At 62.4% G+C, this 17,630-nt stretch carries 17 protein-coding genes; 10 read left to right on the top strand and 7 right to left on the bottom strand.

The window, feature by feature from the left end:
* Nucleotides 1–91 precede the first annotated feature (91 nt).
* The 3 genes from BLW80_RS13335 (at nt 92) to BLW80_RS13325 (ending at nt 2,535) form a co-directional block, all read left to right on the top strand.
* On the top strand, nt 92–991 hold the full coding sequence (locus BLW80_RS13335; protein ID WP_093758343.1) for a helix-turn-helix domain-containing protein: 900 nt from the start codon (nt 92–94) through the stop codon (nt 989–991).
* Between the two features lie 218 nt (nt 992–1,209).
* Complete coding sequence (locus BLW80_RS13330) at nt 1,210–2,184, top strand: Bug family tripartite tricarboxylate transporter substrate binding protein (RefSeq protein ID WP_093758342.1); 975 nt, start codon at nt 1,210–1,212, stop codon at nt 2,182–2,184.
* Between the two features lie 33 nt (nt 2,185–2,217).
* On the top strand, nt 2,218–2,535 hold the full coding sequence (locus tag BLW80_RS13325) for an NIPSNAP family protein (RefSeq protein ID WP_093758341.1): 318 nt from the start codon (nt 2,218–2,220) through the stop codon (nt 2,533–2,535).
* 233 nt (nt 2,536–2,768) lie between these two features.
* Here BLW80_RS13325 and BLW80_RS13320 read toward each other — a convergent pair whose 3' ends face one another.
* The gene (locus BLW80_RS13320) at nt 2,769–3,563 is read right to left on the bottom strand and encodes a class II aldolase/adducin family protein (RefSeq protein WP_093758340.1); all 795 of its coding nucleotides are present in this window, start codon (nt 3,561–3,563) and stop codon (nt 2,769–2,771) included.
* A gap of 30 nt (nt 3,564–3,593) precedes the next feature.
* A complete protein-coding gene (locus BLW80_RS13315; RefSeq protein WP_210185325.1) occupies nt 3,594–4,577 on the bottom strand; it encodes a Bug family tripartite tricarboxylate transporter substrate binding protein in 984 nt (327 codons plus the stop codon).
* 328 nt (nt 4,578–4,905) lie between these two features.
* Between BLW80_RS13315 and BLW80_RS13310 the strand changes: the two genes are divergently transcribed.
* A complete protein-coding gene (locus BLW80_RS13310; RefSeq protein ID WP_093758338.1) occupies nt 4,906–5,367 on the top strand; it encodes an MEKHLA domain-containing protein in 462 nt (153 codons plus the stop codon).
* A 183-nt stretch (nt 5,368–5,550) separates the two neighbouring features.
* Entirely contained in the window at nt 5,551–6,168 is a 618-nt protein-coding gene (locus tag BLW80_RS13305; protein WP_089263999.1) for a CPBP family intramembrane glutamic endopeptidase, read from the top strand.
* A 17-nt stretch (nt 6,169–6,185) separates the two neighbouring features.
* On the opposite strand, the gene BLW80_RS13300 is transcribed toward BLW80_RS13305, so the two are convergent.
* Nucleotides 6,186–6,467 carry a hypothetical protein gene (locus BLW80_RS13300; protein WP_089263998.1) on the bottom strand — a complete coding sequence of 94 codons (282 nt, stop codon included), beginning with the start codon at nt 6,465–6,467 and terminating at the stop codon, nt 6,186–6,188.
* A gap of 148 nt (nt 6,468–6,615) precedes the next feature.
* Here BLW80_RS13300 and BLW80_RS13295 point away from each other — a divergent pair, with 148 nt between their 5' ends.
* Complete coding sequence (locus tag BLW80_RS13295) at nt 6,616–7,089, top strand: ClpXP protease specificity-enhancing factor SspB (protein WP_089263997.1); 474 nt, start codon at nt 6,616–6,618, stop codon at nt 7,087–7,089.
* Between the two features lie 5 nt (nt 7,090–7,094).
* Here BLW80_RS13295 and BLW80_RS13290 read toward each other — a convergent pair whose 3' ends face one another.
* The 4 genes from BLW80_RS13290 to BLW80_RS13275 form a co-directional block, all read right to left on the bottom strand.
* Complete coding sequence (locus tag BLW80_RS13290) at nt 7,095–7,946, bottom strand: tetratricopeptide repeat protein (RefSeq protein WP_093759065.1); 852 nt, start codon at nt 7,944–7,946, stop codon at nt 7,095–7,097.
* An 81-nt stretch (nt 7,947–8,027) separates the two neighbouring features.
* A complete protein-coding gene (locus tag BLW80_RS13285) occupies nt 8,028–8,735 on the bottom strand; it encodes a GrlR family regulatory protein (protein ID WP_093759064.1) in 708 nt (235 codons plus the stop codon).
* A 194-nt stretch (nt 8,736–8,929) separates the two neighbouring features.
* On the bottom strand, nt 8,930–12,160 hold the full coding sequence (locus BLW80_RS13280; RefSeq protein ID WP_093758337.1) for an efflux RND transporter permease subunit: 3,231 nt from the start codon (nt 12,158–12,160) through the stop codon (nt 8,930–8,932).
* Between the two features lie 126 nt (nt 12,161–12,286).
* The gene (locus tag BLW80_RS13275) at nt 12,287–13,495 is read right to left on the bottom strand and encodes an efflux RND transporter periplasmic adaptor subunit (protein WP_093758336.1); all 1,209 of its coding nucleotides are present in this window, start codon (nt 13,493–13,495) and stop codon (nt 12,287–12,289) included.
* Nucleotides 13,496–13,694: 199 nt separating this feature from the next.
* Here BLW80_RS13275 and BLW80_RS13270 point away from each other — a divergent pair, with 199 nt between their 5' ends.
* From BLW80_RS13270 to fabG, 4 genes are all read left to right on the top strand, one after another.
* On the top strand, nt 13,695–14,282 hold the full coding sequence (locus BLW80_RS13270) for a TetR/AcrR family transcriptional regulator (RefSeq protein ID WP_093758335.1): 588 nt from the start codon (nt 13,695–13,697) through the stop codon (nt 14,280–14,282).
* 225 nt (nt 14,283–14,507) lie between these two features.
* Nucleotides 14,508–15,656, top strand: coding sequence for an MFS transporter (locus BLW80_RS13265; protein ID WP_283805492.1), 1,149 nt, complete (start codon nt 14,508–14,510; stop codon nt 15,654–15,656).
* A 46-nt stretch (nt 15,657–15,702) separates the two neighbouring features.
* Nucleotides 15,703–16,920 carry a multidrug effflux MFS transporter gene (locus BLW80_RS13260; protein WP_170849660.1) on the top strand — a complete coding sequence of 406 codons (1,218 nt, stop codon included), beginning with the start codon at nt 15,703–15,705 and terminating at the stop codon, nt 16,918–16,920.
* A 12-nt stretch (nt 16,921–16,932) separates the two neighbouring features.
* Nucleotides 16,933–17,613, top strand: coding sequence for a 3-oxoacyl-ACP reductase FabG (fabG, locus tag BLW80_RS13255; protein WP_093758333.1), 681 nt, complete (start codon nt 16,933–16,935; stop codon nt 17,611–17,613).
* The last annotated feature ends 17 nt before the right edge of the window (nt 17,614–17,630 follow it).

Genomic DNA, 17,630 nt, shown 5'->3' with positions numbered 1-17,630 from the left:
GTGTCGCATTCGCCAACACGCGGTACTCTCCGGCTTTTTGCGATAGGATAACGCTGATAACCGTGCCCCGAAACCGCAAGGACACCTTCACTTGCCCGAAGCTCTCCTCTCCGCCCGCTCCGGCGAGTTTCCGACCTTTGAAACCTCGGATTTCGCGGGCGAAGGCTCGTTCTACTTCGACCTCGTACGACTGGAGGACCGCGACGACATCCCGCGCGGTTTCCTGCACCGGCACAACTACTACCATCTGCTCTGGATGACCCGGGCGTGCGGCACGCACACACTCGACTTCGCGCATTTCGACGTGCGCGACCACTCAGTGTTCTTTCTTTCGCCGGGCCAGGTCCATGCCTGGACGTCATCGGTCAAGCCTCACGGCTACGTGCTGAACTTCAGCACCGACTTCTTCGCGCGGATGTTTCCGCGCGCCGAAGATGTCGCGAAACTTCCGTTCTTCCACTCTGCGCGCGGCAATAGCGCGCTCTATCTCACGCAGGCCCAGCATGACGGCATGCTGCCACTGCTCTGCGAGATGGAGCGTGAGGCACGCGATCGCCAGCCGGGATTTCCCGATGTGGTGCGGGCCAGCCTGCTGATCCTGCTCACGCGCCTGCGCCGTGTGTGCCCCGGCAACGAGCCCGCTGGTGGCGTTGGTCCACACCAGGCGCTCGCGCGCCGTTTCGCGATGCTGGTGGAAACGCACTACCTGCGCTTCGGTACCATCGGCCAGTACGCCGAGGCGCTTGGCGTGAGCGAGCGCCAGCTCAACGATGCGGTCAAGCGCACTGTGGCGCGCACGGCCAGCCAGGTGGTGCAGGAGCGCGTGGTCCTCGAAGCCAAGCGCTGGCTCAGCAACACCGAAACGGGCATCGCCGAGATCGCGTTCCGCCTCAATATCGAGGATCCGGCCTACTTTGCGCGCTTCTTCAAGAAGCAGACCGGCCTCACGCCGGGCGACTTCCGGAGGAAGCATTGCCGTCCACTGGACTGACACGCGAAAAAGTCCAACACAACGTCTGATCCGTCCTAGCGCCGTCGCCGCGCGGCTGCATAGAGTGTCCCGCATGGACGCCTGACCGGGCGCTGCCATCGCCACCTGCGCGTTTGTATGCGCAGGTCGGCATGGCATGACGCCCACCGCCACGACCGCCCCGCATCTGCGGGGCGCGCCGTCGGCAGGACATAAAAACAAGAGGCAGAGGAAACAAAATGCACAAAGCAATCATCCCGTTGCGGAGCCTCGTCGTGGCCGTAGCATTGGCCCTCACCTCAGTCAGCGCGATGGCCGATTATCCAGAACGTCCCCTGCGCGTGATCGTGCCGTTCGCCGCCGGTGGTGCCACCGACGTGATCGCGCGCACCGTGGCGCAAGCCATGTCGGTACGGCTCGGCCAGTCGATCGTGGTGGAAAACAAGGCCGGCGCCAACGGCAATATCGGCGGTGCCGCGGCGGCGCGCTCGGAGCCCGACGGCTATACGCTGCTGATGGCCACATCGAGCCACGCGATCAATGCATCGCTCTACCAGAAGCTCAGCTACAGCCTCACGCGCGATTTCGCGGCCTTGTCAAACCTGGCGTCGGTGCCCCTGCTGCTGGTGGTGCACCCGTCGGTGCCAGTCAATTCGGTGAGCGAACTCGCCGCTTACGCCAAGGCCAATGCCGCGAGCGTCAACTATGCATCGGGCGGCGTGGGCACCGCGTCCCATCTGTCCGGCGAGCAGTTCAGCACACTGGCTGGTGCGAAGATCACGCACGTCGCTTACAAGGGCGGCGCGCAGGCGCTCAACGATATGATCGGCGGCCAAGTGCAGATCATGTTCGCCAACCTGCCCGAAGTTCGCTCTCTGGTGCAGAGTGGCAAGCTCAAGGCGCTGGCGGTGACGGGCAGCACGCGTCACGCCGCCTTGCCCGACGTGCCCGCTTTCTCAGAAACGCCGTTCCCCGGCATGAACGCGCGCTCGTGGTTCGGCCTGTTCGCACCGGCCGGCACGCCCCCCGCTATCGTCGAGAAGCTTGCGCAGACCATTGTTCAGAGCGTGGCTGACCCCGCTGTCCAGGAGCGGCTCAAAGGGCTCGGCGCCGACCCCGTCGGCGACGATCGGGCGACATTCCAGAAATACGTGAACGACGAGGTGGCGCGCTGGGCCGTACTTGTCGCGCAGTCCGGCGCCACCGCCGAATGACCCTATTGATCCGCCACCGCTCGAGGAAACCCCATGCTGCTTGACGTTCGCACCTACACCTGCCGCCCCGGCACGATCAAGAAACACCTGGCGCTGTATGCCGAGCACGGCTACGAGATCCAGAGCCGCCATCTGGGCAAGCCACTCGCCTACGCGCAAATTGAGACCGGCAACGTCAACAGCTACATGCACATCTGGGTTTATGACAGCGCAGCCGATCGTGAGGCCAAGCGCCAGGCGCTGCAGAAGGACCCGGCCTGGGCCGACTACCTGAAGATCAGCGCCGAGGCCGCCTATCTCATCAGCCAGGACAACCAGTTGATGACGCCGGTATCGTTCTTCAAGCCGTAGGCGGACCTGTAGTCGCGGCATCTGACTGCCGAACCTACGATGCGCCGCATTCTTGATGCTGCGCATCCCTTCTGTTCATCAGGTGGATGCCGCGCCTGCGAGCCCGGCAACCGCGGAGCCTGCTAGAGCATGATCCCGAAAAGTGGACACCGGTTTTCGGACAAGATCATGCTCTCATAGAGAAAATAGCTAGAGTCTGATCCATCGAAGATGGATCAGACTCTAGCGCAAGCTCAGCTGCGATAGGACGGATCGACCCGGTCGAGCTTGCGGAGCAGCGCCGGCCAGGCGAGTTCGCCGCTGAGGCCCGGAACATTGTCGCGTGGCTTCATGCGGTCATAGGTATCCTGCAGGACCTTCTGCGGCGGCGTGATCAGCTTGGTGTTGCACGACAGCGCTGCAACGTGAACCTGACAGGCCCGCTCCATCCGGAACAGCACGTTGAAAGCGGCGGCGATGGTCTTGCCGACCACCAGCAGGCCGTGATTGCGCAGCACCATCGCTTCATGATTGCCGAGATGCGCGATCAGTCGTTCGCGCTCCTCAGGGTTGTCTGCGATCCCCTCGAAGTCATGATAGGCGACATGAAGGAAGCGCATGCAGGTCTGCGCCACCGGCAGCAACCCGCATTCCATCGCCGACACGGCCATACCAGCCACCGTATGGGTATGCGCGACGCAATCGACATCGTGACGCGCCATGTGGATGGCGCTGTGGATCACAAAGCCCGCGGCATTCACGGCGTAGTCGGACGCGTTGAACAGCGTGTTGCCGTCGAGGTCAATCTTGACGAGGCTCGACGCATCGATCTCCTCATAGAGCATGCCATAGGGATTGATCAGGAACTGGTCTTCGGTTCCCGGCACGCGGCAGGAGATGTGGTTGGCGATCATTTCGGTCATGCCATACATCGCCGTCAAGCGATAACAGGCCGCGAGATTGACGCGCGACTGCCATTCCTCAGGACTGACCTGATCCTGCACCGAACGGACGACTTTCACGGCGGGTGAGCTGACGGCTGCATTCATTGATATTCTCCCTTGATCTTGTTCACGCGGTCAGTCGACCGTGATGTTGGCTTCGCGAATGAGCTTGCCCAGACGGTCGCGCTCGCTCTTCACATGGTTCTCGAGTTCCGCCGACGTCATCGGCCACGGCTGATTGCCGATCGGCTCCATCTTCTTTGCAAATTCCGGCGTCCTGACGATGCGGGTGATGGCAGCGCTGAGCCTGTCCAGAACCGGCTGCGGTGTACCAGCGGGCGCGAACACCGCGAACCACGTCGCGCCGACAATGCCAGGGAATCCGAGTTCCTTGAAGGTCGGCACATCGGGCAATTGCGGCAAGCGCTCCTCGGACAAGACCGCCAGCGCGCGGTACATGCCGGCCTTGTGGTTCGGGACCGTATTGGTCAGCGCCTCCACATTGCTGTCGACGATCCCCGCAAGCATGTCGTTCATCGCCGGCGCAGCACCGCGATAGTGTACATGCTGCAGCTTCACGCCGAGTCCGCGGGCCACGATCTCACCCATGAGGTGCACGGTGCTGCCCGGTCCGTTGGTGGCATTGTTGACCTTGCTCGGATTGGCCAGCGCATAGGCACGAAACGCCGCGACGTCGGCAGCCGGAAAGTCCTTCTTCACGACGAAGGCGAACGGCACCTTCACCACCATCGCGACCGGCGCAAAGTCCTCGAGCTTGTATTTGATGGAGGCCAGCAGATGCGGGTTGGTCGTGAAGGTCGTCGCGCTGGCGAATAGCAGGGTGTAACCATCCTTGTCGGCACCGGCCACGACTTGCGCACCGATCGATGTGCTCGCGCCGCCGCGGTTCTCGATCACCACCTGCTTGCCGAGTTCGGTGCTGAGCTGTTCGGTGAGGATGCGCGCGACGATGTCGGTCGTTCCGCCGGGCGGAAATGGCACGACCATGGTGATGTTGCGCTCGGGATATTGCTGCGCCTGCCCTGGCGCTACGGCGAACAGCGATGCGGCAAGGACCGCGGCGATGGCAGACCATCGTCCCTTCTTGTTGTTGCTCACGTTTTCTCCCTCTGCACCGGTCCATTGGGCTTTCGCCTGGAACGGCATTTTCGGGAGAGGCTAAAACAAGAGTAGAGCCGATGCGACGACTAAATAAGCCGGGCAGCTATCGGATTACACGGGACGCGCAATCGACGAACGGAACGCTGCCGTCGCGGTGGATCAATGCACCGTGGCGTTCGAGAACAGGTTGATCACGACCTGATCCTTCCTGCCGACCGATAGCGGCTGCTCCATGCATTCCGGGGCAGTCACCGCCGCTTTCGCTGCCGATGTCGTATAGAGCCATGCGGGCTATGTCCTCATAGCCTATCCCCGAGAGAGTCCCGTGACCGCTCCGACGCCCCCTGCTTTCGCACTCGATGCCCCCTTCTTCAAACTCCTCACCGGGAGCTATCTCCGCACTGTCGGGAAGCCCCTGTTGGCGCCTGGGCAAGATGCAGCGTGGCTTTACAGCGACGCACAATTCGCGGTGCTCGCACATAACACCGACGCCGATCCGGTGTTCACCTATGCCAATCGCACCGCGCAATCTTGCTTCGAATATAAGTGGGACGAATTCGTCACCATCCCGTCGCGCCTCTCGGCAGAAGCGCCGAACCGCGACGAGCGGCAGCGCCTGCTGGATGCCGTCGCACGTAACGGCTTCATCGACAATTATCGTGGGTTGCGGATCGCCAAGTCCGGCCGGCGCTTCTGGATCGAAGGTGGCATCGTCTGGGAACTGAGAAGTGAGAACGGCGAGCGACGCGGTCAGGCGGCGCTGTTCACGTCATGGACGGATGTGTGAGACACAATACTAGTCGGCGAGTTCCCCTTTGTCGCATCGGAGCGGCCAGCAACGGCCGGGCAGACCGTCGGACGGAAATGTCACCACCTGCTGCTGACATATCGACGATCACGCTTTCGTCGCTCTCAGCCTGCGTGGCCACTCCGCCCTTAAACCACCACATGATTTCAGCTATAGAACATCATGACGGTTTTACGACAGCAACGATTCCAATGGCGATTGATCGCTCCACTGCCGGGATTTGCCGCGCTGCTGCTGGCGCCTGGTCTCGCCATTCACTGGGGCTTTCTGCCGTTCGAATATCGCATTCCCGCGTTGCTGCTGGTGTCCGTGCTGTGTATCGCGCTGTGCCTGCTGGCCGGCTTCTCGGTCGCGGAACTCGGCCTCAGCCGTCCCTCTGACATCAGGCACTGGCTGTTCTGTGCCGCGATCACGGCAGGCATCGCGGCAATCATGGTGGCGCAGACCCGCTTTCTGACCTTCGACCACAAACCGCCAGTCTGGCTCAGTTTCGCGCCGTTCTATGTCCTGGTCTCCAGCCCATGCCAGGAAGTCGTGTGCCGGTCTATACCGAAACTGATGACCGATCGGCTGCAGGTCAGGCCCTGGACCTATGTGATCTATTCCGCAGCAGTGTTCTCGCTGATCCATGTCGCCTATGGCGACAGCGTCCTGTTGCTCAACACTTTCTTGGTCGGCATCGTCTGGGGTTTCGCCTATCTGCGGATGCGCAACATCTGGCCGGTGATCCTGTCGCATGCCGCGATCGGCACGCTGGCCTTCTCGCTCGGGCTGGCCTGATTCAGATTTGCCTGAGCCTAGCGATCGTATCCGCCGCCGAAGCTGCTCTTGATCTGATGCAGCAGCGTCAGCACCCAGCATAGCGCAAAAGCTCCCGCGAGCCCGTAAGCCGTGCGGCGATCGATCACCGACAGGCCGGTCCAGAGATAGATGCGATAGAGCCAGAGGCCGGCGAGACCGACGCCGAGCAAACACACCAACAGCTTGACGAAGCGCGCATTGGCCACCCCCACCGCGGCAAACAGAATGGTCAGCGGCACCAGAAACAACTGGCAGATGGCAATCAGGCTCTCGTTCACAGGCGGCTCCAGGGAAACGCAAAAGGCGACTCAGAGCCGGGAGTTTAGGCGGCCAATTTCAAACAAATGGTTGCGGACGCATGCGGCAGAAAATCGCTGCCATGGTCGAGCGTCATGAACCCGCTCACTCCCGCCGCGACAAAGGATCATGACCCCGTCCTTGCCTCGCGACATCCGCACCCTCGCCGCATCACTCGCCGTTGCCATGATGATGCTGGCCGCGCTCACATCACACGCGGCAGCACAGCAGCCCTGCACCACCGACCCGCTCGCCCAGTATGCCGAGATGAGATTCACGCTTGCCGACGTCGCCAGACGCGGTCTGCGCGGCCGTCATTATTACGAGATCACGTTCAGGACCTCGTTCGACGGCGTCATCGTGCCCGATGCCCAGCGCGCCAAATATCCCGAAAAGATGACGTTCGTGCTGCAGCACCAGTTCGAACGACTGAACGTCACCGCGGATCGCTTCAGCGTCAACCTGTGGTTCAAGGGGATCAAGTCGCGCGTCACAGTGCCGTTCAACGCCGTCATCTATTTCGTTGATCCGTCGGTGAATGACCGGCGCGAATTCGACGTGGGTACGCCGGCGCGCGCCTGCGACAGACCGCAGTCAGGCTAGGCTGATCAGAAGCACATATTGCTGACCACGTTGCCGCGCTTGTCCTTGAGCACATAAGGGCACTTGATGCGTTCCAACGCCTTCTTCGCATCGTCGTCGCCGAGCGCTGCGGCCTTCTCATAATAGGCCTTCGCGGCATCCTTATCCGACGCACCACCGCGGCCGCTTTGCGCGAACGCGCCCATTCGCTCCAGTGCGCCCGCATGGTTCTGTGCTGCCGCCTTCTCGAACAGGCTGCGTGCCGCAACATCGTCTTTCGCGCCGCCGATGCCTTCCGACAGCATCATGCCGAGCTGATATTGCGCCTCGGCATTGGTCTCCGCGGATTTCGCCAGCAATTGCCGTGCACGCACCGGGTCTGAACCCGCGCCTGCGCCTCCTGATAGTGCCGCAAGATTGCTTACGCCGCGCGGATTGCCGGCTTCAGCCGCACGCTCGAACAGTTTGCGCGCCTGCGCCTCGTCGCGCGCGAGGCCGGTTCCGTTGCCATAGGCGACGCCGAGTTCGACCATGGCTGAGGTACTGCCTTTGTCAGCCGCCTTGCGCCATGCCGCGAGCGCCTCAGCTGCCTGCGCATTGGCCGCGTAAGCACGCCCGAGCTGGAACATCGCACGGCGCGACCCGCCGGACGCGGTCCGGCAGAATTTGATGGCGGTGGCAATATCGGCTTTGGCAATATCGGCCACGCCCTTCACATCGGCCGGCTTGTCGGGATCGGCAGGATCGGCCGCGAGGCGATCGCACAGAACCAGATCGGCGGACTGGGCCTGCGCGCGTGTTGGCGCGGACAGCACAGCCAGTCCGGCGGCGACGCCGAGCAAACAGATCAGAGCGGTCGCGCCGATACGCTGGGTCATGGATTTGTCGCCACCTGTGTCATTCGCCGGTGACATTACGGACAGGCGCGCACCCCATCAAGCCGTACGCCAGCCTGGAACTTACACGGCCTTGCGGATCAGCTTCAGCACTGCCTGCAACCGCAGGCTCCGTTTGCCGGCCAGCGCCGTGGCTTCCAGTTCGGCGCCGGTTTCGTCGCAAGTACCGGAAAAGCCGATACCGATTTCATGGCCGCCGAAGACCGGGTTCTCGCCCTTTGCCGGCGTGTGCTCCTGATTGAGCATCTCGCCCTTCCAGCGTCCGTCCGCGGAGGAATAGGCGCCGAGATAATAGAAGAACGCGTCTCCGCCGAGGATGCGGCCGTCATGCAGCAGCATCACGCCGTTGAGCCCGCCATCGATGCCGTCGAGTGTGCGCAGATGGATCGAATACAGCCCGTTGGCGATGCCACCCGCACCGATCGGTCCGGCCGGAGGCATCTCGCCGTCATCGATCGTCGTCATGACCGACTCGAATTTCGCACCCGGCATTTGCGGCGACGAACCCTGAAAACGATAGGTGTCACCATAGGGCCGGCCGGTGACGCTGATGGTCGCCACATCCTGGCCGAGCAGCGAGGGATAGTTGGGATCGTTCATGTGGCGGCGGCTCTCGATCTCCGCCACCACCTCGTCACCCCGGAGCTCATAGCTGCCGATATGGGCAAAAGCGGAATTGCCGCCGAGCATGCTGCCATGCTCGACAAACATCACACTGCGACCGACCGCCTCATCAACCCGGTATTCGCATTTGTAGAAGCCCGTCCGCAACCCGTCATTCCCCTGCAGTGCCTTTCGCATTGTAGCGGAAGATGTGCAGTGGAGGAAAGCGCACCCGGCCAATTGGGGGCGATTCCAACAGCCTTGGACGCAGGCTACGCAATTCCTCGCCTTAGAATGGGTCGAAACGGCGCATTCGTGGACCAGCAGCCCTCATCAGGCGTCTCCTTCCCCGGTCCCGGGCGTTACGAATGCGACGTGGCGTGCGGGCGCGATTCTGCTTCGTGCGATCCCGGTGCCAGCGGCGCCGCCTGATCGACCGTCGCTTCGCCATGCTGGGTCAGCGGACGGTTGCCTGCCATGGCGCGCAGCAGCACATAGAACATCGGCGTGAAGAAGATGCCGAAGGCCGTGACGCCAATCATACCGGCGAACACCGCGACACCCATGGCATGACGCATCTCCGAGCCTGCGCCAGTGGACGTCACCAGCGGCACGACGCCCATGATGAAGGCCAGCGACGTCATCAGGATCGGCCGCAACCGCAGACGGCTGGCCTCGATCGCGGCCTGGATCGGTGTCCGCCCGGCAAATTCCAGCTCGCGGGCAAACTCCACGATCAGGATGGCGTTCTTCGCCGACAGACCCACCAACACGATCAAACCAATCTGGGTGAAGACGTTGTTGTCGCCCTTGGTCAACCAGACGCCGAACATCGCCGCCAGCAAGCCCATCGGCACAATCATGATGATCGACAATGGCAGTGTCAGGCTTTCGTATTGCGCGGCGAGCACCAGGAACACCAGCAGCATCGCCACCGGGAACACGATCAGCGACGAATTGCCGGCGATGATCTCCTGATAGGTCAGTTCAGTCCATTCGAAGTCGATGCCCTTGGGCAGCGTCTCCTTGGCGACACGCGCCACGGCGTCCTGCGCCTGGCCGGTGGAATAGCCGGGCGCCGCGCCGCCATTGATGTCGGCCGACAGGAAACCGTTGTAGCGCATGGCGCGCTCCGGCCCTGCACTTTCCTTAACGCGCAGCAGCGTCGAGAGCGGGATCATCTCGTTGCTGTCGGAGCGAACTTTCAACTGGCCAATATCGTCGGCCCGCGCCCGGAATTTGGCGTCAGCCTGGACGCGCACCGAATAGGTGCGACCGAATTTGTTGAAGTCGTTCACATAGAGCGAGCCGAGATAGATCTGCATCGTGTCGAACACCGAGGTAACCGGCACGTTGAGCTGCCGCGCTTTGGTGCGATCGACATCCGCATAGAGCTGCGGCACATTGATCTGATAGCTTGAGAACAGACCGGCCAGCTCCTTCTGCTGCATTGCCTTGCCGATAAAAGCCTTGGTGGCGTCGTTCAGCGCCTCATAGCCGAGACCGGCGCGATCCTCGATCTGCAGCTTGAAGCCACCGATCGTGCCAAGACCCGACACAGGCGGCGGCGGGAACATGGCAATAAAGGCGTCCTGAATGCCGGCAAACTTCTTGTTCAGCGACAACGCAATGGCATTTCCGCTCAGGCTCGGATCCTTGCGTTTGTCAAACGCATCCAGACCGATGAAGACGATGCCGGAGTTGGACGAGTTGGTGAAGCCGTTGATCGACAGACCCGGAAACTGGATCGAATTCTCGACGCCGGGCTCCTTCTGCGCAATCTCGCCCATGCGACGGATCACCTCTTCGGTACGATCCAGCGTAGCGCCGTCGGGGAGCTGCGCAAACCCGACCAGATACTGCTTGTCCTGACCGGGCACGAAACCGCCCGGGACTGCGTGGAACAGATAACCGGTGACGCCAATCAGCAGAACGTAGATTCCCATCACCGCCGCGCGGCGCGAGACGACGCGCTTCACGCCGCCGCTATAAGCGTCGGAGCTTCTGGCAAAGAAGCGGTTGAAGCGGACGAAAAACCAGCCGAGCGTCTTGTCCATGAAGCGCGTCAACGCATCCTTCGGCGCGTCATGGCCCTTCAGAAGCAGCGCGGCGAGTGCTGGCGACAGTGTCAGCGAATTGAAGGCGGAGATCACAGTCGAGATCGCCACCGTCAGCGCGAACTGCTTGTAGAACTGCCCGGTCAGGCCGGTGATGAAGGCCAGCGGCACGAACACCGCGACCAGCACCAGCGCGATCGCGATGATCGGGCCGGTCACCTCGCGCATAGCCTGATAGGCCGCGCTCTTCGGATCGAGCCCACGCTCGATATTGCGCTCGACATTCTCGACCACAACGATGGCGTCGTCGACCACAATGCCGATCGCCAGAACGAGGCCGAACAGCGTCAGCGCATTCACCGAGAAGCCGAACACATGCATCACGGCGAAGGTGCCGACCACCGATACCGGCACGGCGATCAGCGGGATGATCGAGGCTCGCCATGTCTGCAGGAACAGGATAACGACGAGCACCACCAGTGCGATGGCCTCGAGCAGCGTATGGATCACCGCCTCGATCGAGGCGCGGACGAATTGCGTGGGGTCGTAGACGATGTCGTAGGTGACACCGTCCGGCATGTTTTCCTTCAGCTCCTTCATCGTCTTGCGCACGTTGTCGGAAATCTGAATCGCGTTCGAGCCGGGCGACTGGAAGATCGGAACCGCCACTGCGGACTTGTTGTTCAGCAGCGAGCGCAGTGCATAGTCGGCGGCGCCGAGTTCGATACGGGCGATGTCGCGCAGCCGCGTCACCTCGCCATTGTCGCCGTTCTTGACGATGATCTCGCCGAATTCCTCTTCGGTCTGCAGGCGTCCCTGTGCATTGATGGAGAGCTGTAGATCGAGGCCTGGCTCGTTGGGCGAACCGCCCACCTGCCCCGCTGCCGCCTGCACGTTCTGCGCACGGATCTCACGCACCACGTCGCCGGGCGACAGACCGCGCTCGGCGACCTTCTGCGGATCGAGCCAGACGCGCATGGAGTAGTCGCCCGAGCCGAACAGCTGCACCTGACCGACGCCTTCGATGCGCGCGAGGCGGTCCTTCACGTTGAGCACGGCGTAATTGCGCAGATAGGTCATGTCATAGCGGTCGTTCGGCGACAGCAAATGCACGACCATGGTAAGATCGGGGGCGCTCTTGATTGTGGTCACGCCAAGCGCACGGACTTCCGCGGGGAGACGCGGCTCGGCCTGCGAAACGCGGTTCTGCACCAGCTGCTGCGCCTTGTCGGGATCGGTGCCGAGACGGAAAGTGACGTTGAGAGTCATCCTGCCGTCGGTGGTCGCCTGGCTGCTCATATAGAGCATGTTCTCGACGCCGTTGATCTGCTCTTCGATCGGCGTCGAGACCGTTTCCGCAATCACCTTCGGATTGGCGCCGGGATAATTCGCTGTCACCACCACGGTCGGCGGCGCGACTTCCGGATATTCGGAGATCGGCAGCACCGGCATCGACAACAGGCCGGCGAGAAAAATCACCGTCGACAACACGCCGGCAAAGATCGGACGATCAATAAAGAATTTTGAAAAGTTCATGGCGCTATTCCGTGATGATCCAGACCTGCGGGGTACAAGGGCCCCGCGCGGCCGATCGCTCGACCTCGATGACGTGCTGTGTATTAGGAAGAGCGCCCTGCCCGCCTGCGGACAGGGCGGTCGTTATCAGTTCTGCGCGACGGCCTTGATCGAGACGAGAGACGCGGCGTTCATCGCCACCATCTCCGGCTTGATGGTCACACCCGGACGCACGCGCTGAAGTCCGTTGACGACGATCCGTTCACCGGCTTTGAGGCCGTTGAGGATCACGCGCATGCCATCAACCGAGGGCCCCAGGATCACTTCGCGATATTGCGCCTTGTCTTTGGCATCGACCACCATGACGAACTTCTTGTTCTGGTCGGTGCCAACTGCCCGCTCGCTAATCAGCAGCGTCTGTTCTGCCTTCGGCTGGCCCATTGTGAGCCGCGCGAACTGGCCGGGCATCAACCGGCCATCAGCGTTGTCGAACATCGCACGCACCCGTACCGTGCCGCTGCGCGGATCGACCTGATTATCGATGAACTGCATGCGGCCCTTCACCGGTGCGCTATCAGTGACGGTGGTCATGTGAACCGGGATGCGGTCGATATCGCCCGGCGTCTTCTCGTCTGCCAGCGTCTTCAACGCGCGCGACACCACCTGTTCGTCGGCATTGAAGCTTGCATAGATCGGATTGACCGAGACCAGCGTCGTCAGCAGCGGCGCGGACGGGCCGGCCGAAATCAGGTTGCCGACGGTGATCTCCACCTTGCCGACCCGGCCCGCGACCGGCGCGCGCACTTCAGTGTAGCTGAGATTGAGCTCGGCGGTCTTGAGCGCGGCTTCTGCAGCCTTGAGGTTGGCTTCGGCCTCACGATACGCATTGATACGATTGTCGAGGTCGCGCTGGGTGATGCTGGAGCTGGTCAGTTGCTGACCGCGGTCGAAATCGGCCTTGGTCAGGATCAGGCGCGCCCGCGACGCGGACACCTGCCCTTGGGCGCGATCGACATCTGCGGCGTAGAGCGCCGGATCGATCAGCACGAGCAGGTCATCTTTCTTGACCAGCGCGCCTTCGCGAAAGTGGATCTCCTGGACGGCGCCTGCGACGCGGGAGCGAATCTCCACGCGCTCGATGGCCTCAAGGCGGCCCGAGAACTCGTCCGAAGGCGCCGTGGCCTTGGCTTCCACCAGGGCAACCGAAGCCTGAACAGCAGCGGGAACAACCGCACCGGACTCGGCTTGAGCTGCAACGCTGGACAGATTCATCAGCGCCGCACCGCCGCCAACGGCGACCGCTACCAACGCGATTCCGGCGCCAAAAGCGATCTTGCGAGGGAGATTATGTGCCATTGTGAACCCCATTTAATCTGCGTGGGCCTTGTAAAGCCCTGTCATTTCAGTAGCTAAGCTGTACATTCCGCGTCTGGCCGGTCCCGCCGGGCATCTCGCTGCAACGCACACATTCGTAACGTCCGGTATAGATGGACTATCGACATCCACTGTCAAGAGACTTATCTACTGAACGGTAGAAAACTTTGGAGGGCCCGTCGTGGCACTGGGACGTCCTCGTGAATTCGATACCGACACGGCCCTCGACCTCGCGCTGCATGTGTTCTGGCGCAAGGGTTACGAAGGCGCGTCGATGGCCGACCTCACCGAGGCCATGGGCATCACCAAGCCCAGTCTCTATGCGGCGTTTGGCAACAAGGAAGATCTGTTCCGCAAGGCGCTGGATCGCTACGTCGATGGTCCCGGCGGCTATTTCCGCACCGGCCTGGAGAAGGCCACGGCCCGCGAAGCGGTCGAACATATCCTCTACGAATCCGTTGAGGCGGTGACTGATCCCAGGAATCCCGGTTGTCTCGCGGTCCAGGGTGCCCTCTGCTGTGGTGATGCCGCGGAAACGATCAAGCAGGAACTGATGGCGCGCCGCTCGAAGAGCGAAGGCGATCTGCGCCTCCGTTTTACACGCGCGATCGCCGAAGGCGATCTGCCAGCCGATGCGGATGCCGGCGATCTCGCGCGCTACGTGTCTGCCATCCTGCAGGGCATGGCCGTGCAAGCCGCAGGCGGCGCACCGCGCGAGCAATTGCGAAAACTCGCCGACATGGCCATGCGCAGCTGGCCTCCGGTCTGAGCCGTCCGCCTGCATTTTATGCTGAGATCGCACAGCCGGCCTATTGTCCGCTGACAGCCGCTCCATCGAAACGCCTCTCGACAGTTTGATGACCGAGGTGCGCAATGCTGCCTCCCCCGCGAGGCGGTCGCCAAATCGCTGAGGTCGTGGCACATCTCCTGATATTGCATCGCAATATTTCCGCTCAGGAGAATACCCATCCGACTATCCCTTCCTATTCTCGCATTGGCTGCGGCATCTTTCGGCATCGGCACGACCGAGTTCGTCATTATGGGCCTGCTGCCCGACGTCGCGCGAAGCCTGTCGGCGACCATCCCGCAAGCCGGCTATCTCGTGTCGGGTTATGCATTGGGCGTCGTGATCGGCGCCCCCATCGTGGCAATGGCGACCGCAGGCATCCCGCGCAAGACTGCTCTCCTGGCTCTGATGGCGCTGTTTACCATCGGTAATCTCGGCTGCGCCCTCGCGCCGGATTACTGGTTGCTGATGACCGCGCGCGTGGTCACTGCCTTTGCCCATGGCGCGTTCTTCGGAATTGGCGCCGTCGTTGCCAGCAATCTGGTGCCGCGTGAGCAGCGCACGCAAGCTGTGTCGTTGATGTTCGCCGGTCTTACGCTGGCCAATGTGCTTGGTGTGCCATTCGGCACAGCTCTGGGACAGGCCGCCGGATGGCGTGCGGCATTCTGGGCGGTCGTGGTGATCGGTATCGTTGCGTTCCTCGCGATCACGCGTTTCGTTCCATCGGGCATGCCGGGCACACGCGGCGGACTGGCGAAAGAGTTTCGCGCCTTGGGCCGCTGGCCGGTGCTGCTGCCGATGCTGATCTCGACCATGGCTTCAGTCAGCATGTTCAGCCTGTTCACCTACATCACCCCGCTGCTCGAAGAGGTCACCGGCCTCACGCCGCATGGCGTGACTGGCGCGCTGTTGGCGATCGGCGTCGGTCTCACCATCGGCAATCTGATCGGCGGCCGCCTCGCCGACCGCAACCTGCTCTCGACCATCATCGGTGCATTCATCTGTCTCGTCATCGTGCTCGGCGCACTGGCGCTTGTGGTGCACATGGCGCTCCCGACGCTGGTGCTGCTGATCCTGTGGGGCGGTATCGCCTTCGCGCTGGTCTCGCCGCTGCAGATCTGGGTGGTCGATGCCGCCACGGATGCGCCGAACCTCGCCTCGACCCTGAACCAGGGCGCGTTCAATCTCGGCAATGCCACCGGCGCATGGATCGGCGGCGTCGCGCTGAATACCGGCATGCACTACGCGCAGCTTCCGCTGCTCGCAGCGCTCGTCGCCATGGCCGGGCTCGGGCTCACGCTGAGCAGCTTCATTGACCGCCGGATCTTGCCGGCGCAGATCAGTCCGGCAGAATAGCGCCGCGACCGCGTAAACACTTTTTCGCATTTTCAAGGAATCGATTTTGGCCCTCAGGCGCGACAGTTTCGCCTTCACTGCCTTTCTGGGCACATTGACCGCATTACCCCCTCTGTCGATCGACATGGGATTGCCGGGCCTTCCGGCGATCGAGGCGAGTTTCGCCGACGCCGCAGGACGCGGGCCGTTGACGCTCAGCCTGTTCCTGGCGGGCTTTGCGATCTCGCCGCTGATCTGCGGTCCCTTGGCTGACCGCTTCGGGCGCCGCGCAACCTTGCTGGATGGACTGCTGCTGTTCTCGATCGCGGCGGGCGCCTGTGCGCTCGCGTCGTCGTTTAGCGTGCTCCTCGCGTTTCGATTGCTGCAGGGCCTCGCCGCAGGCGCTTGCACCATCCTGCCCTTCGCCATCGTGCGCGACCTGTTCGAACACGGCACGGCGCGCCACAAGCTGTCGCAGATCGCGGCGGTCCTCGGCATCGCGCCGATGATCGCGCCCGTGCTGGGCGGCTGGGTGATGACCGTCAGCGACTGGCGCACCATCTACGCGGCCCAGGCCGCCGTCGGACTTATCCTGCTGATCGTCGGCGCCATCAGCCTCGATGAATCCCAGCCGGTCGAGAAACGCCGCTCGCTCAATCCCGCGCAATTGATCGAAAGCTATCGCATGGTGCTGTCCGATCGCATCTTCGTCGGCTTCTCCCTGCTCTATGCCTTCGCCTTTGCCTGCATGTTCGCCTTCATCTCCGGCGCGCCATCCGTGTTGATCGGCAGCCTCGGTCTCTCCACCACGATGTTTGCGCTGCTGTTCGGGTTGACCTCCTGCGGCGTGCTGGTTGCCTCGCTGATCAGCGGAAGCCTGAGCCGCCGCCATGTGGCCTCACGCAAGATCATCATGGCCGGTCTGCTGCTGATGATCGCCAGCGCTGTTGTAGCCGTCGCTTTGGTGCCTGCCGGCGCCATCACGACGCTGTCGTTGATGCCGCTGATGGCGCTCACGATCTTTTCCTTCGGCCTGCTTGCACCGAGCACCAACCACGAAGCCTTGGAGAACCTGCCGCATGTGGCAGGTGCGGCAGCCGGCGTGATGCGATGTATGCAGATGGTCATGGGCGCCTTCGCCAGCGCCATGATCGCGGTGTTCGAACCGTTCGGGCATCCGGCGCTGGTGATGACCGGCCTGATGGCCGGCATGGCGCTCGCCGCCGGCGCGATCTATCTGTGGCTATTACCCAAGGCCAATTCCGGGCAGGATCATCGCGCGTAACAGGAGTACCCCATGAACGGAAAGATCGTCGTCATCACCGGAGCGTCCGGTGCGCTGGGTCAGGTCGTGCTCGACCGCGCCGTTAAGAGCGGTGCAACCATTGCCGCCATCGACCATTCCGCCAAGACGCCGGCCTCAACGCCAGATCGCTTGCAGATCGGCGGCGTCGACCTCTCCGATGCCGCGCAAGCCGACGCCGCCATCGCTGCAGTGGTCAAACAATTCGGCAAGATCGACGTGCTGATCAATATCGCCGGCGCATTCACCTTCGAGAATATTGCCGACGGTAACAACAAGAGCTGGGAGACGATGCATCGGCTCAACTTGCTCACGGCTCTCAATGCCTCGCGCGCGGCAATCCCGCATCTGACGTTGTCGAAGGCCGGACGGATCATCAATATCGGTGCGATGGGTGCGCTACAGGCCGGCGCCGGCATGGGGCCTTACGCCGCCTCGAAGGCTGGCGTGCATCGGCTGACGGAAACTCTCGCCGCCGAGCTGAAGGGCAAGGTCACGGTCAATGCCGTATTGCCGTCGACGATCGACACAGCCGCGAACCGCCGCGATATGCCCAATGCCGATTTTTCAAAGTGGGTCACGCCGGACGAACTCGCCAGCGTGATCCTGTTCCTGGCGAGCGATGCGGCGAGTGCGTTGACCGGCGCGCTGCTGCCGGTAAGCGGACGGGTTTAGCCACTATTTGTCCCACG

Source organism: Tardiphaga sp. OK245, from assembly GCF_900108575.1.
In the GTDB taxonomy this organism is placed as follows: Bacteria; Pseudomonadota; Alphaproteobacteria; order Rhizobiales; family Xanthobacteraceae; genus Tardiphaga; species Tardiphaga robiniae.
The sequence above is the reverse complement of the archived record's forward strand: the minus strand, read 5'-3'. Positions and strand labels throughout refer to the sequence as shown.